This window comes from Mucilaginibacter conchicola (assembly GCF_003432115.1).
Lineage (GTDB): Bacteria > Bacteroidota > Bacteroidia > Sphingobacteriales > Sphingobacteriaceae > Mucilaginibacter > Mucilaginibacter conchicola.
Genome location: NZ_QWDC01000001.1, coordinates 301703 through 318352, shown reverse-complemented (window position 1 = coordinate 318352; position 16650 = coordinate 301703). Strand labels below are relative to the sequence as shown.

Genomic DNA, 16650 nt, shown 5'->3' with positions numbered 1-16650 from the left:
CAAAAAGGGAAGTTGATATCAACTTCCCTTTTTGTTTGTATTTAATTTCGTTAGAAATTGATACCAACGTTAATGCTTGATACCTGGTTACGAATGGTAGCGCCGGTTGCATCTTTGTTGATATTGGCTATACCCCCTTGTCCGCTAAGTTCAATGAAGAATTTCGTGGTTTCTGATACTGGTAATTTTATACCTATGCCTAAATCAATACCTGCGTCTGTAGTGTTAAAAAAATCTTTAACATCATTGCTACCGATGCTTGTTTTAGCGCTTGTTAAAAAGCTAACATACGGGCCAAAATTTAAATACCAGTTTTTAGTTCGGCCAAAGTGCCAGTTAGCTAAAACCGGTACAGTGATGTAGTCAAGTTTAAAATCGGTAGTAGTGCTTTCAAAATAACCTTTACCCCATCCTTTTTGATCATAAAGGGCGCCGATCTTTAAGCTCCAGCTGTCAGAAAAATAATGATCAAGATTTAAACCTGCGTTAAAACCAGCTTTGTAATCGTTGTTGCTAATGCCGGATGCAGTTACATTGGCTAAGTTAAGACCAACTTGTACACTTACAACATTTGTACCTTTAGTTTGTGAAAAAGCTGCTGTAGAAAGGCAGAACAAAGCTGCCGCTGAGAGTAGAATTTTTTTCATGCTGTGATAAAATTTAGGGTGCAAATGTAAACCTTTAAAGCGCATTTCCTAATCAATTAATGAAAATTAATTACTTCATAGTTTGGCAATATTTCGCTAATTTTCGCTTTTATTTAAACGTTGATTTTTACTGACTTTACCGCCTGCATGATATGAATATTAAGTTTCGCTTAATACTGATGAACTTTCTACAGTTTTTTATTTGGGGGGCTTGGCTTATATCTATAGGCCGATATTGGTTTTCCAATAATTTAGGTAGCAATATTCAATTCGCGGCGATATTTTCAACAATGGGCATCGCTTCGATATTTTCTCCAACGATTGCCGGTATTATATCTGATAAGTATATTAATGCTGAGAGGTTGTATGGGTTGTTACATATTTTAGGAGCGGCCACCTTATTTACTCTTGCTCAAGTAACCAATCCGGTAGCTTTTTTTTGGGTTATGTTGTTGAATATGTTTTTTTACATGCCAACACTTTCCTTATCAATAGCTGTTTCCTATTCTGCACTTAAAAAATCAGGCGAAGATATCGTAAAAGTTTTTCCCCCTATCAGAACATGGGGAACAGTTGGATTTATCGCTGCCTTGTGGACAATTAATCTCACCCATAACGGAGAGTCTGCGAACCAATTTTATATTGCCTCTTTTGTATCCCTTTCACTTGGGTTTTATGCTTTTACACTTCCAAAATGCCCACCTCTTGCAGGTAAAAATGAAAAAAAATCATGGATAGAGCTATTTGGGTTTGATGCCTTTAAACTGTTTAAGAGTTCTCGTTTCGCTATTTTCTTTGCATTTTCAATGCTATTAGGAGCGGCTTTACAACTTACAAATGCTTATGGAGATACTTTTCTTAGCGACTTTGCTAAGAATCCGGCATACAAGAATACTTTAGCTGTAACTCACTCTGAAATTATAATGTCTATCTCGCAGATATCAGAGACTTTATTCATTCTTGCAATTCCATTCTTTTTAAGAAAATTCGGTATCAAATACGTAATGCTGTTTAGTATGATAGCTTGGGTGTTGCGTTTTGGGCTATTTGCATTTGGGAACCCTGCGGATGGTTTATGGATGATTATTCTATCATGTATTGTTTACGGCATGGCTTTCGACTTTTTTAACATCTCAGGTTCGTTGTTTGTAGAGACACAAGCCTCTCCTGAAATGCGTGGTAGCGCTCAGGGTTTATTCATGATGATGGTAAATGGCTTTGGAGCGTTCTTTGGCAGCAATGTTAGTGGCTGGCTTATAGATAAATATTTTATTATGCCAAATGGCCAAAAAGATTGGCATGGCATCTGGATAACTTTTGCAGCTTATGCCTTGGTGATAGCGGTGATATTCCCATTTGTATTCAGATACAAGCATAACGCTGCTTTAAAACATGCAATACAGCACGCATAATAAAACGATATAAACAAAAAAGGCCCCGATATTTATCGGGGCCTTTTTTATGCTGTAAAATATTTTACAAGAACGCGTAACCTAAGCTTAAGTTAAACAAGCTTACACGGGTTTTGTAGTTGGTTGAGCCATCAAAGTATTCTTGTTTGCTTAAACCGGCTTCGTAGCGCAGATCGATAGAGATACGTCTGATATCGATACCTGCACCTGCAGTTAAAGCGAAGTTTGAGTCTTTATAACGGAAGCTTGCTGCCTGGCTTACCGCTGTACCAAAGTTATTGTCTTTATTAATAGCGAACGATAATAACGGGCCTGCATAAAAACGGCCACCTAAACCAAACGCACCAACTTTACCGCCTAAAAGTAAAGGGATATCAATGCTGGTAAATTTAGCTGAAGCAATTTTAACATTGCTATTGTTGATATCAACGTTTTTGCTTGTGATATAAAGCTCTGGTTGGAAGTTGAAGCCAATAGCACCAAAACGCGCCCAGAAACCTGCAAGATAACCTGCGCGGTTATCAGAACTGAAGGTTCCGTTGTTGTTTGATAAACTTGATAAGTTAACACCGGCTTTTGCACCAAACTGTACGCTTGGAAGTAATTGAGCCTTGCTTATTGTGGTAAATGCGGCAAATAAGCCGAGGGTAAGTAATAATTTTTTCATCGGTTTAATGGATTTTAGGGTTAAACATTACACAGTGTGTTTTGTGTTGAGGTATGTATTTTTTTGTAAAAATATATTTTAAGCACAAAAAAAAAGTCCGGGCGACTGTAAATAGTGCATCCGGACTGTATTGTTATAGGGTTATTTGCTTCTTAAAGTGTCAATCGGCCTTGATAATAATCTAATATTTTGTTGTAAATGTAGCAATCGTAACGTGCATTGATGAGGTTAAGATTAGCACGATCAAGGTAATTTTTGGCCAACACGTAGTCTACCGAGTTAAGCACACCCGCATTAAAGCGAATCTCTGCAATACGGAACGATTCGGCGTAGGCTTTAACCTGCTCCTGCAGCGCACCAAATCTATTATATGCCGATTCCATATTTAGGTAAGCCTGCTCAACATCCTGCCTTAATTTAATACGTGTGTTTTCTTCAATGGCCTTGTAGTTCTCAAGGTCTAATTTCGCCTTGGATACTTTGTTACGATTTTGGAAATAGTTGAGGATCGGGATCCTGATACTAACGCCTACTTGTGTGCTGTAGTTATTTTTAAACTGATCGTAGTATCCAATATTGCGGTTATCAAAATTAGCTTGTTTAACAAGTACAGATTGCTGGCCGGTTGGGGTGTTGATGTATTGCCCGGTGTTAACCACGCTTGAATCTCTGAATACTGAACGCTGTGCTGCGCTTGAGTAGTTAGTATAAATACCACCAAATAATGATACTGTTGGATACAGAGCACCTTTGGCAACACTCACAGCTTTCTCTGCGCTTTTACGCCTTAAGGTAGATGCTTTCACCAATGCCAGCTGATCTAAAGCTGTTGAATATATAGACTCTGACGTAGCGTCTGTTTGCTTAGATAAGTTTTGCGCGTCAACTGGAGCCAGTGTTAAGCCTTTACGATACGGGATATTCAATATCTGCAGCAAGTTTAATTTTGATGTTTCGAGCGTTGAAACCGCATTAACTAAGGACAGCTGATTATCGCCGAAAGTACCTTTCAGATCATACAGGTCTGATGGTGTTTTATTAGCACCTTTCTTTTCCAATATTTCTAACCTATCAACCTGTTGTTTTGCTACAGCTAATTGTTTTTTAGCTTGTGAAAGTAACTCAGTATTATCCAACACCAGCAGGTATGCCGTGATCACATTAATAGTTACCTGGTCTTTAGCTTGCTGGAAATCCATTTTACCGGCCTCGTAAGCTAATGATGTTTGTTTTATGCGATTAAGGTTTTGCAAACCGCTAAACAAAGTAAGATCACCGTTTAAACTATAGTTACCATAGGTCAAAGACTGGTCAACATAGGTATTGGTAAACGGGTTAATGTTACGACCGTTGTTTATACCATGGTCAACCTGGCCGTTAATTGATGGCAAAAGGTATTCTTTGGCCTGGTTGCGGTCTATCCTGCTTGATTGTGTCAGGATACTGCTTTTTTTAACGTCGAGGTTGTTTTTTACAGCAATATCAATGCATTGCTGTAAAGTAAGTACGCTATCTGCAGTCTGCGCTTTTGCCAACGCCGGCGACAGTGCTATTAAAGTGCCAAGTAAAATTTTAAAGTATCGCATTTTGTGTTATAGTTCAGAGGTTTTTGATGGACTCTACCCTTCCATCCAGCAGGTTAATAATGCGCGAACCGTATTCCGCGTTTTTCTCAGAGTGCGTAACCTGGATGATCGTAACGCCGTCTTCTTTATTCAGCTTACGGAACAGTTCCATTATCTCCTCGCCTTGTTTTGAGTTAAGGTTACCGGTAGGCTCATCAGCCAAAATTAATTTTGGTTTTGCTATCAAAGCACGGGCAATACCAACCAGTTGCTGCTGTCCGCCTGATAATTGCGCAGGGAAAAGATCTTTCTTGCCAACTATCTGGAACCTATCCAGCATATCGGCAACCATGGCTTTACGCTCTGCTCCTTTTACATCCTGATATATCAGCGGCGTTTCAATGTTTTCGGCAACTGTAAGCTCGTCAATAAGGTGATAAGCCTGGAAAACGAAGCCGATATATTGTTTGTATAAAGCCGAGCGTTGTTTCTCTTTTAGCTGATGTACCGGTTGATCTACAAAGTAATGGAAGCCGTCTGATGGTTCATCTAACATGCCGATGATGTTCAGCAATGTTGATTTACCTGAACCCGAAGGGCCCATTATTGAAACAAACTCGCCCTGCTCAACATCAATGCTGATGTCGTTAATAACGTAGTTTTTGTTTCCGCCTACCTGATAATACTTTGAAATGTGCTGAAGTGATAACATGTTTTATTAATTGTGATTGATGAATTAATGGGTTATTTGTCCCGCAATTTCTTAAACTGTTTTGGTATTGATAAGTGAAATATATACCAAAGTCATAAATAGTTGTATGTCAATTAATTATATTAATTATTGAAACCATAAACTGTACGCTTGTGTAACAGCATGCGTACGGTTATGATACAGTTGTAGGTGCGCTTTGCGCACAATTATTAGAGATAGGTTGGGGTGCATATAAAATAAAGAGGTTAGACTATTTAAGCCTAACCTCTAACTAACTAATCTCTAATTAACTGATTAACCAATCCCTACTCGGAACGCAAACTTTTCACCGGATTGGTTAATGCTGCCCTTATAGCCTGGAAACTGATGGTAGTTAATGCTACTACCAGCGCCAGTATACCTGCCGATGCAAACACCCACCATTGGATGTCAATACGGTAAGCAAAATCCGCCAGCCACTTGTGCATAAAGTACCAGGCTACCGGTGTTGCTATAACAAATGATATCAATACCAGCCTCATAAAGTCGATAGAGAGCATGTTAACAATGCCACTTGTTGATGCGCCTAATACTTTGCGGATACCTATTTCTCGGGTACGCTGATAAGTGCTGTATGATGCCAGGCCTAACAAGCCAAGGCATGATATGGCAATGGCCAGTATGGCAAAGTTGAAGAATAGCTTGCCAAAGCGTTGCTCGCTGCGGTACTGGCGGTCAAAAAACTCATCTAAAAAGAAATAGCTGTATGGTTTGTTAGGGATGTATTGTTTCCACGCGCTCTCGATCTTGGCCAGTGTTACCGGCAGATTAGCAGTGCTTAGCCTAACCGAAACTTTGTTAAATGCCTTCATCTCTACACGCATGGTTAGCGGGTCTATCTTTTCCTGTAGCGAATGGTAGTGAAAATCCTTCATTACCCCTACTATTTTACCTTCGCGGCCCCATTGTTTAAAGCGTTTGCCAATGGCTTGCTCCGGTGTAGTATAACCAAATAGCTTTACAGCCTGCTCGTTAATGATCATGGCCTGCGCGGTATCTGTCTTCAGGAAATCGCGGGAGAACGGCCTGCCGGCGATGATCTTAATGCCGTAATCTTTAATGTAATCAAAATCAACAAAGTAAAGTGCAAGGTTGGCCACCTGCAGGTCACCTTTATTGTTCTCAATCTCGGAGTATGCACCGCTGTGGCCTCCACCCGGTATAGCCGACGATAGTGTTGTTGCTTTAACGCCCGGCAAAGTGCTTATGGCCTGTTTAAAGGCTTCCTGACCTGGATCATTATCGGTATCCATCACCAGCATCTGCTCTTTTGAGAAACCAAGGTCCTGATTGCGCATGAAGCTCATCTGGTCATAAACTACAATGGTACCTATGATGAGAGCTATAGAGATGCTGAACTGCGCCACTACCAGTGTTTTCCTGAGCATATTGCCCTTGGTACCTGTAGAAAACCTGCCCTTTAGCACCATTACCGGCCTGAACGACGATAGCACCAATGCCGGATAAACACCTGCCAGTAACCCTATTAATACAGATAGCCCAAATAAACCTGCAACATAGCCCGGATTACTAAAAATGCCAGTGCTAACCACTTTACCGGACAACTGATTAAACACAGGCAACAGTAAGGATGAAAGCGCCAGTGTGATGAAAAAGGCAATTATACAAAGTACTACAGACTCGCCTATAAATTGAGCGGCCAGCTCGCCTTTTGCCGCACCAACCACTTTGCGGATACCCACCTCTTTTGCACGCTCAACAGAACGTGCCGTAGTAAGGTTAATGAAATTGATACAGGCTATTAACAGGATAAATACGGCTACAATACTAAAAATGTAAACATTGCTCATGCTGCCCACTTCCTGCCCGCCACGGGTGGTGTGCAGGTACACATCTTTCATTGGCTCCAATAAAAGCGTTGCCGCCATTTTGCGTTCGCGCTGTTCGCGGCCATTGAGCTTTTCAATCACCGGCACAAATTTGGCCTCTAAAGCTTTAGGGTTGGTGCCGGGTTTTAATAAAAGATATGTGCTTGCACCGTAGTTACCCCATTGGTCGTCAATATCCGTTCGGAATTTTTGGGTAAGGGTGGTCATAGATATCAGCAGATCCGCTTTTATCTGTGAGTTGGCCGGCATATCTTTCATAACGCCGGTTACAATAGCAGGTACAGCATTACCAGTTATCAATACTGTTTTACCGATTGGATCAGCATCGCCAAAATATTTTTTAACTGAAGTCTCGCTGAAAATGATGCTGGCAGGTGCAGTTAACGCAGTTTTGGCGTCACCTTTTAGCAACTTAAAATCAAACACTTTAAAAAAGTTTGAGTCGGCATACAGGGCCTTATCTTCCTGGAATTTGATATTATCTTTTCTTACCAGGAAGCTCTCGCCGCTTACACGCACAAAGGCCTCTATCTCCGGAAACTCTGGCTTTATATGCGGCCCAAATGCCCAGGAAGTTACATCAGTATTAATGGTTTCTGACGGGGTTTTGATGTCCGTAACCAAGCGGTAAATGTTATCTACCTTGCTATGGAATTTATCGTAGCTTAACTCAAAGGCTACATACATGTAAATGAAAAAACAGGCGGTAATACCTACGGATAGGCCCGTTACATTTATAAAAGAGAATACCTTATGTTTCCACAGGTTTCTCAAAGCTATTTTAAAGTGATTTTTTAACATAATTTAGGTCATTAGGTCATCAAGTCATTTGTTCATTGTCTTTTAGGTCAGTTAATGACCCAATGACAGCGAAGCAAATGACTCAATGATTTAATTATTTATTCATTTCTAAGGCTTTTTACAGGATTTGATATTGCTGCTTTTATGGATTGGAAGCTGATGGTTGCAACGGCTATAAAAACCGATGCAAGGGCCACAAATACAAACGAGCCCCAGGTTACATTAATACGGAAAGCAAAGCCTTGCAACCAGTGATTAATGGTGTACCAGGCAAGCGGCCATGCAATAAGGTTGGCCATCAGCACCAGTTTTATAAAATGCCCGGTAAGCAGCATTACAATATTTTGTACTGATGCGCCTAATACTTTACGCACTCCTATCTCTTTGATACGTTTCTCAGCAGAGAATGACGCGAGGCCGAACAGACCCAGACAGGATATCATAATAGCCAACACGGCCAGTATGCCCACTATTTTGCTTATTTGTGTATCTGCCTGATAAACTTCGGCAAAATGGTCATCAAGAAACTGGTATTCGAAAGGGTAATCGGGGTTGATCTTTTTCCAGGTAGCTTTAATGTATTCCAGCGCTTCTTTTGATTTACCGGCTTTTATTTTTACCGATACCGTGCTGAAACCCCACTGATCCTGGTTTACTATATATAAGTTCTCTACTTTATAATGCAGTGAGTTAAAGTTGAAATCTTTAGCGATGCCTGTAATGACACCCAACGAATCATAACCAAAACGTTGACCGATCAATGACGATAAAGCCGCCTTGGGATGATCTTTCAATAACTCTTTAGCCATCGATTCGTTAACGATATACTCGCGGCCGTTGGCTGATTTTTCTGACGAGAAATTCTTGCCCTCTACCATTTTAATGTTGTAAGTACGCAGATAGTTATCGTCCACAATAAGCTGGGTAGCGGCTAATTCGCGCAGGGCGTCGTTGTTGTATTTGAATGATACACCGTTTTGGTCTAAGTGACTACCTAACTGATCCTGAGATGCAGTAACATCAGCAACTAATGTATTGCCCAATAAAGCTTGTTTAAACAACTCATAGTTACGGCCCGAGATCCTGTCGAGAGGGATGTTTACTATTTGGTCGCGGGTAAAGCCAGGGTCTTTATCTTGCATAAACCGTAGCTGTTTTACTACAAATACGGTGGCTATCATTAGGAACACAGCGCTTGTAAACTGGGCAACTACCAACACATTGCGCATGGTACCTTTATTTTTACCTGTTTCAACAGATCCTTTCAGCACTTTTACCGGTTGGAACGACGAAAGAAATAATGCCGGGTATATGCCAGATATACCACCTACCAATAAAGCACCAGCTACCAATATGAGCATGAAACCCGGGTTGCCGATAATGTTTAAGCTGATATCGCGCTGACTTAAGCTATTCACATAAGGCAAAGCAATTTCTACTAACACGATAGCAAGTACTAAGGCCAGCAACGAGAGCAAAATTGTCTCGGCCAAAAACTGGATGGCCAGCTGAGGCCTGTTTGCTCCTATTGATTTACGGATACCCACTTCTTTAGCCCTATCGGCAGAGCGTGCGGTAGACAAGTTCATGAAGTTAACACAAGCGATTAAAAGCACTATAAAAGCTATAATGGCGAACAGGTTAGTAGATTTTTTATCGAACTTCTGATAATTCAGATAATCCAAACCGATATCGGCAGAGTTAGCGTGAATGTCTTTCAACGACAAATAGAATAGCTCGTAGTATTTCCAGCCATCGCCGTTTAAATGTTTTTTGAGGAAACCCGGCATTTTTGCTTCAAAACCTTTTAAGTTGGTTCCAGGCGCAAGTTTTAAATAAGTATTCAGCCAGTTGCCCCCCCAGTTATCCATCCATTTTTGGTGAATGCCGGGTAGTGAGTAGATGGCATCAAACTGTAGTTGCGAGTTTTTAGGGCAATTTGCCATTACTGCAGTAACCATAAACCTTACGGTATCGCCACCAAAGTGATTGATGGTTTTGCCTATAGGGTCTTCGTTACCAAATAACTTTTCGGCAGTTTCTTGTGTAATGGCAATGCTGTTGGGTTTCTCAATGGCATTCTGTGCATTGCCTTTCAGTACTTTGAAATTGAAGATCTTTAGAAATGCTGAGTCAACCGCGAATACCTGTGGTAAGAAAACGCGCTTCTCGCCAAAGGTCATCTGGTATTTTTTATCCCACTTTACGCGGGTAAATTTCTCCACCTCAGGGAACTCCGCTTTCAACGAAGGCCCCATCGGGAACATAGATAAACCAACCTTTTGTGAGGCAGCCATCCCCGGGAATTTTTGCACTTCGCTTATCCGAACCACATTGTCGCCATGGAAATTATCAAAGCTTTTCTCATAGGCCACAAACAATAATATAACAATGCAGGCCGCCATACCAACGGCAAGCCCCACGATGTTTATTACCGACGATACCTTGTTTTTCCAAAGGTTTCGCCACGCGATCTTAAAGTAGTTTTTTATCATGCCTTATTTAATTGGGTCATTGAGTAATTAAGTCATCGGCTGGTTGTTTTAATAGCCTAATGACTCGATGACCCAATGACGATTATTTACTCCGAACGTAAACTCTTAGCCGGGTTTGTTAATGCCGCAGTTATCGACCGGAAACTTATGGTGATAAAAGCAATAAATAATATCCCACAGCCTGCAACTGCAAACGCCCATGCAGGTATGTTAACCCTGTAAGCATAATTTTGCAACCACATATTCATGGCGTACCAAGCGATTGGCGATGCTATAATAAATGCGACGAACACGAGCTTCAGAAAATCGCCGGATACAAGCGCAATAATGTCCTGCACGCTGGCACCCAGCACTTTCCTTATACCTATCTCCTTTACTCTTTGCTCTACGGCAAATGCCACCAAACCAAACAAGCCCATGCACGCCAGGAAAATAATAAGCAGACTGAAGCAGGTAAACAATTGCTGCAATTTAAACTCGGTGCGGTATTGCTGATCTATCAGGTCACTTACCCAGCTGTAGTTGAAGGGTTTAGCAGGATAATAACTCTTGTAAAGTTTATTTACTGCTGTAAGTACATTTTTGCCACTTCCCGGCGTAGTTTTTATAAGCATAGCGCCATAACGTTGGTTGGTTATGGCCTGTATAACTGTTGCCTTTATTTTGTTATGTAAAGATTCGCTATAGAAATCAGACACCACACCTACCGGCATACCTTCAAACTTACCCGCCGGGGTGTTTAGCTTAAGCCCCATCAATTTGGCGGTATATTCGGTAGCTATTATGGGTTGGTTTTGTATCTGCTGTTTTGTTTTAGCAGTTGATGCACCACCCATTAATGAATCTTGACTGAGCGCATCTGCGTTTGATTCTCTGTTGAACAAACGCCCTTTCTTCAATCTGAAACCCATAATATATGGCAAGTCGGCATCGCCCTGGATAAAATAAAGTACCACACGCTTATCGCCGAGGTTTACATCGCGCGACATAGAGCCCGAGCCAGCCGACGGATACCAGTTGGTAATGCTGACTCCCTCGACACCTGAAATTTGCTTAACTGCATTTTTAAAGCTTTCGCCGCTTTTGCCCCAGTCGGTAAAATCAATATTAACGAGATTATTCTTATCAAACCCAGGATCTTGGTGGCTCATGAAATTTACCTGGTACCTAACTACAAGAGTAGCGATAATGATGATAGCCGATATGGTAAATTGCCCAATAATTAATGAGCGTTTGAGTAGGTTTAAACCTACGCCAGCCGGTATCTTATCCCTTAAAATTATTGAAGGCTTTGGTTTTGATAGATACCACGCCGGATATAGGCCCGTAAGCAAGCTTACTCCCGTTATTGCCAATACAGCACTTAACAAAAATGCACCGTTAAACAGGTTTATAACCAAACTGTGCCCCAGGTAAGTTTCAACAAACTTTATCAGAACAGGGTAAAGCACTATCGCAATAGCAAATGATATCACGAAGAATAAAAGCGACTCGGCCATAAAACGGCTTATCAATTGCCCTTTGCCGGCACCTAATACTTTCCTAACCCCGGTTTCGCGGGCACGGGTGAACACTCTCGATATGGTAAGGTTTACAAAATTTATACAGGCAATAAGCAAAAGCAAAGCGGCAATTATCGCAAATATGTAAACGTTGCGTATGCTGCCATGCACTTCTTGTACCGCAGGGAAATCAGACTTTAAATAAATATCCTTAAGCGGTTGAAAGTTAAATTTGTAGTCAAGTACTTTGCCTTTAAAATTTGCTGCATACCAGTTATTAACCTTTTTGGTAAAAGCGGGTATATCCGTTCCTTTTTTTAAGAGAACATATTGCGGCTGAAAGGTATAAAAGCTGTTACCGGTGGGCATGGCATTATCACCAGTGCGATATTCTTTCAGCGTAATAACATCTGCCCGCAAATGAGTGTTTTGCGGTATATTGTCAACAACGCCGGTAATGAGATATTTTTGGGGCTCACCAAATTCAGGCACGGTCATTATAACCTTACCAAGCGGATTCTGATTTTTAAAATATTGATCGCGTACTGTTTTGTTGATGATAAGGTTAGTGTAACCCTTAACAAATTTCTTAGGATCGCCCTCTAAAACTTTAACGTTAAACATATTCCAAAGCGTAGGCTCTGCTTCTAAAACATTAAAGCTTATGCCCTCTTCATTTGAAGTAAGTTTCAACCTGTTCTTGATAACAGATATGCGACAGTAATCTTCCGTTTCAGGCAGATCCCTTTTCATGGATGGGCCTAAGCCTGAGAAAGTAACCGGCATTGGTGCCTCACCCTTAACGGTATTACTTACAGATAGTACACGATAGATACGATCAGTTTTTGACCATTGCCTGTCGTACGATAACTCATCGGTTACAACTGTAGATACTATTAAACAGGCAATAAGGCCTACGCTCAAACCGATAATGTTAATGAGCGAATAGGCCTTGTGCCTTAACAAGCTACGCCAGGCTATCTTAAAGTAGTTCTTTAGCATATTTATGTATCATTATGTCATTGGATCATTTTTAAAAACAATGACCCAATGACAGTGCAACGAATGACTTGATGACGATTTTTATTCAGAACGTAAGCTTTTTACCGGGTTAACCAAAGCGGCTTTTGTTGCTTTGTAGCCAACCGTAAGCCAAGCTATAGCTATTGATGTTGCCATTGCCAGTATAAACACACCAGCTGTAAGCGGCACACGGTATGCAAAGTTCTGCAGCCACTCGCTCATCATGTACCAGGCCGTTGGCATAGCCAATACAAACGAGATACCTATAAGTATCATAAACTCTTTAGAGAACAGCAGTACTATATTGAATACGGATGCACCCAATACTTTGCGTACGCCAACTTCTTTTGTACGCTGTACCGCCATGTACGATACCAGGCCATATAAGCCCAAACATGATATGAATATGGCAATAAAGGCAAATAGCTTGTAAACCAAAGCCAACTGGTTTTCCTGCTTGTAAAACTGGGCAATGTTCTCATCCAGGAAATAACCGTTGTAGGCATACTCCGGATAAGTGCTTTCCCAAAGTTTTTGTACATCTTTTGCAGTGCGGGTAAGGTTACGGGTATCTATTTTAACTGCTGTTTGTGATAGCACAGCTTTTTTAGACGACATCACGATAGGCTTTACTTCATCGCGCAGCGAGTTGGTTTTAAAATCTTTAACCACGCCCACAATCGGCGACCATGTTTTGGCGCTGCCCAGCTTCATGTTTTTGCCGATAGCGTCCTCTGCTCTTTTGATGCCTAGTTTATGGATAAAGGTCTCGTTAACAACAAACTGGTTAATGGTATCGCTCTTATCGTATCCTTTACCGGCCACAAATGTAAAGCCGAATGTTTTGAAATAATCCGAATCACCATACTTCAGAAAAGTACTGAAATCAGGATCTTTCATGGAATTATTAAAGTAGAAGTTTGCCCCCCAATTATTTTCTGACGAAGGCGCATCAGAGGTAAAGCTAACCGATTTTACGTTAGGGTTTTGTAACAGCCTTGCCTTAAATGATTCCATTTTGCTAAGGCTGATGCTATCGGTATAACCGGGCAGCATCATTACCGCATTTTTATTGAAGCCGAGGTCAGCTTCGTTCACAAAGTTCATCTGGTTAACGGCCACAATGGTACCAATGATAAGCAATTGTGCAATGGCAAACTGTGCCACCACCAACGCTCTGCGTAATGGGATACCACCTATAGAGGCTGCTGTGATCTTATTTTTAAGCGCCAGCACCGGCTTAAAGCCCGATACCACCAATGCCGGGTAAATACCAGATAACAGTACCACCGCAATAAACGTTGCTACCAGGAATAACACCGTGCCTAAGTTGAGCAATGCAATATCATCAGGCACGCTGGCAATATTTTTAAGTTGAGGCAAAGCTATTTTAGCCAATGCCACTGCTAACAATATTGAGAACAAGATAACCAACATGGTTTCGCCCAATACTTGTGCTATCAATTGCTTGCGCGTGCTGCCCAACACCTTGCGGATGCCTACTTCTTTTGACCTGCCTACAGATTGCGCTGTAGATAAGTTGATGAAGTTGATAGAAGCCATCAGGATGATCAATATAGCGATGAAACCAAGCGTTTTTAACGTTGCCCTGCTGGTTAAATGATCGCCAAGAGTGTTACCTACTTTGGTATCAAAGTGCAACTCGCTAAGCGGCTGTACAAGGTGCAGGCGTGTGCTGTTGGTTTTATTATCGGTGGCTTTTTTTGTGTAGCTATCTATTTGATTCTGGAAAGCTTGTTTAGACATACCTTCAGGCAGTAAAGCAAATATCTGGTGGTTACTGCTTAACGAACCCCATTCGTTTGTGTAACCGTAAAGATCGCCTGCGTTTTTCCAGGTGATGTATGATACCAGTACCTTTAACGGGATGTCGCTGTTCTCAGGCATATCTTCAATAATACCCGCAACGCGTAAGGTTAAAGAGTTATCTATTTTGATGTTTTTGCCGTTTGCATTTTGCCAGTCGCCAAAGTATTTGTTGGCAGTGTTTTTTGAAAGCACAACCATATTAGGCTGGGCTAATACATCTTTGTTGCCGCTTAACCATTTCGCCGTAAAAATGTCAAAGAACTGCGGTTCCATAAACATTACGCCAAGCGGTTCAATGAATTTCTTATCACTTGCTGATACGCCATCGCCATTACTTAAAACAGTTAATTGGCTGCCGTAGCTTGAATTTAAACCGGCAAACTTTACCTGCGGCATATCCAGGCGAAAACCTTCTAAACCCGGTACTGATACGCCAGGATTGAAAGACATATTACCTTCCTGCTTTTGCTCGGTAATAATATGGTAGATGTTTTTATAGTTAGCGTTGAACTTGTTATAGCTGGTCTCAAACTGCAGGATAACAAATATCAACAAGCAGGCTGCAATGCCCACCGTTAAACCGGAGATATTGATAATGGAATATGCCTTGTGGCGAAGTATGTTTCTCCAGGCAATCTTGAAATAATTTTTCAGCATTGTGATGGTATTTGCTTTATAAAGTTAAAAGCTATACCAAAACAATAACTTGTTGATTATTAGATATTTGTCAATGTAAGGAAAAGTGTCCGTTGTCCGTAAGTGTAACAGCAGGTGTACGGTTATGATACAGTATTTGAAGAGATTAGAGGTTGGAGATTAAAGATTAGTTGAGGAAAGAAATGCTGAACGCTACTTTCAAATTCAAAAAAAGAAATAGCCCTAATCTCTAATTAACTAATCTCCAATCTCTAACTCAAAATCCGAAATGTTTGATGTAAGTATTCAAGTCCTTATCGCCGCGGCCTGAGATACAGACCACAACCGTATCATCTTTTTGGAAAGTCATTTTCTCGAGGTAAGCGAGGGCGTGTGCTGTTTCAATTGCCGGGATAATACCCTCTAACTGGCAGCAAAGCAGGCCGGCATTTAATGATTCATCATCGGTAATGTTGGCGTATTGGGCACGTTTTACCTTGTACAGGTGCGCGTGCTGCGGGCCAATGCCGGGGTAGTCTAATCCGGCAGAGATAGAATATGGCTCAACCACCTGCCCATCTTCACTTTGCATCAGGATGGTGCGGCTACCATGCAGTACACCTTCTTTGCCCAATGCTGTGGTGGCTGCAGAATGGCCGCTCTCTACGCCTTTTCCCGCGGCTTCAACAGCTACCAGTTTCACTTCTTCATCATCAAGAAAATTATAGAACATCCCCATGGCGTTGCTGCCACCACCAACGCAGGCCAATACATAGTTTGGTAACTCGCTGCCGGTATGTTCTTTTAGCTGAACTTTGGTTTCGGCAGATATGATGGACTGGAATTTTGCTACCATCTCAGGGTAAGGGAATGGGCCTACTACCGAACCGATGATGTAGTGCGTATCAACCGGGTTGGCTATCCAATCGCGCAGGGCCTCATTGGTGGCATCCTTAAGCGTTTTACTGCCTGATGTAGCCGGAACTACCTTTGCACCTAACATTTTCATACGGGCCACGTTTGGAGCCTGGCGCTCCATATCAATCTCGCCCATGTACACAATACATTCAATACCCATCAGCGCACAAACTGTAGCCGTAGCTACACCATGCTGACCGGCACCGGTCTCGGCAATAATACGTTTCTTGCCCAATCGTTTTGCCAATAGTATCTGCCCTATGGCATTGTTTATTTTATGCGAGCCTGTATGGTTCAGGTCTTCGCGCTTAAAGAAAATATTGGCACCGTATTTTTCAGAGTAACGTTTAGCATGGTATAACGGCGAAGGGCGGCCTACGTAATCTTTCAGCAATCCTTCAAACTCAGCTTTAAATTCAGGCTCATCCAGTATTTTGATGTACTCGCGGCGTAGCTCTTCTACATTAGGGTAAAGCATCTCCGGGATGTATGCCCCACCAAAATCTCCGTAATAGCCTTGTTCGTTTACTCCGTATTTCATGTTTAATTGTTG

Annotated in this window: 10 protein-coding genes; 1 reads left to right on the top strand and 9 read right to left on the bottom strand. The window is 41.5% G+C overall.

The genetic code is table 11. The features are described 5' to 3' along the window. Positions 1 to 50: 50 nt before the first annotated feature. Positions 51 to 647, bottom strand: a complete 597-nt coding sequence (locus tag D0C36_RS01255; protein WP_158557053.1) for a porin family protein — start codon at positions 645 to 647, stop codon at positions 51 to 53. A 152-nt stretch (positions 648 to 799) separates the two neighbouring features. Here D0C36_RS01255 and D0C36_RS01250 point away from each other — a divergent pair, with 152 nt between their 5' ends. Further along, a complete protein-coding gene (locus tag D0C36_RS01250) occupies positions 800 to 2059 on the top strand; it encodes a nucleoside permease (protein ID WP_117389778.1) in 1260 nt (419 codons plus the stop codon). A gap of 64 nt (positions 2060 to 2123) precedes the next feature. On the opposite strand, the gene D0C36_RS01245 is transcribed toward D0C36_RS01250, so the two are convergent. The 8 genes from D0C36_RS01245 to trpB all read right to left on the bottom strand — a co-directional run bounded on the left by D0C36_RS01245 (position 2124) and on the right by trpB (position 16638). Beyond that, positions 2124 to 2726 (bottom strand): porin family protein, encoded by a 603-nt coding sequence (locus D0C36_RS01245; RefSeq protein WP_117389777.1) that lies wholly within the window; start codon positions 2724 to 2726, stop codon positions 2124 to 2126. A 152-nt stretch (positions 2727 to 2878) separates the two neighbouring features. Further along, positions 2879 to 4312, bottom strand: a complete 1434-nt coding sequence (locus D0C36_RS01240) for a TolC family protein (RefSeq protein WP_117389776.1) — start codon at positions 4310 to 4312, stop codon at positions 2879 to 2881. Positions 4313 to 4325: 13 nt separating this feature from the next. Continuing rightward, positions 4326 to 5003: an ABC transporter ATP-binding protein gene (locus D0C36_RS01235; protein ID WP_117389775.1), complete on the bottom strand. Its 678-nt coding sequence runs from the start codon at positions 5001 to 5003 to the stop codon at positions 4326 to 4328. Between the two features lie 305 nt (positions 5004 to 5308). Then, complete coding sequence (locus D0C36_RS01230) at positions 5309 to 7693, bottom strand: ABC transporter permease (RefSeq protein ID WP_117389774.1); 2385 nt, start codon at positions 7691 to 7693, stop codon at positions 5309 to 5311. Positions 7694 to 7791: 98 nt separating this feature from the next. Further along, entirely contained in the window at positions 7792 to 10188 is a 2397-nt protein-coding gene (locus D0C36_RS01225; protein WP_117389773.1) for an ABC transporter permease, read from the bottom strand. Positions 10189 to 10274: 86 nt separating this feature from the next. Next, entirely contained in the window at positions 10275 to 12692 is a 2418-nt protein-coding gene (locus tag D0C36_RS01220; protein WP_117389772.1) for an ABC transporter permease, read from the bottom strand. Between the two features lie 81 nt (positions 12693 to 12773). Beyond that, positions 12774 to 15200, bottom strand: a complete 2427-nt coding sequence (locus tag D0C36_RS01215; protein WP_117389771.1) for an ABC transporter permease — start codon at positions 15198 to 15200, stop codon at positions 12774 to 12776. Between the two features lie 256 nt (positions 15201 to 15456). Further along, positions 15457 to 16638: a tryptophan synthase subunit beta gene (gene trpB / locus D0C36_RS01210; protein ID WP_117389770.1), complete on the bottom strand. Its 1182-nt coding sequence runs from the start codon at positions 16636 to 16638 to the stop codon at positions 15457 to 15459. Between the last annotated feature and the right edge of the window lie 12 nt (positions 16639 to 16650).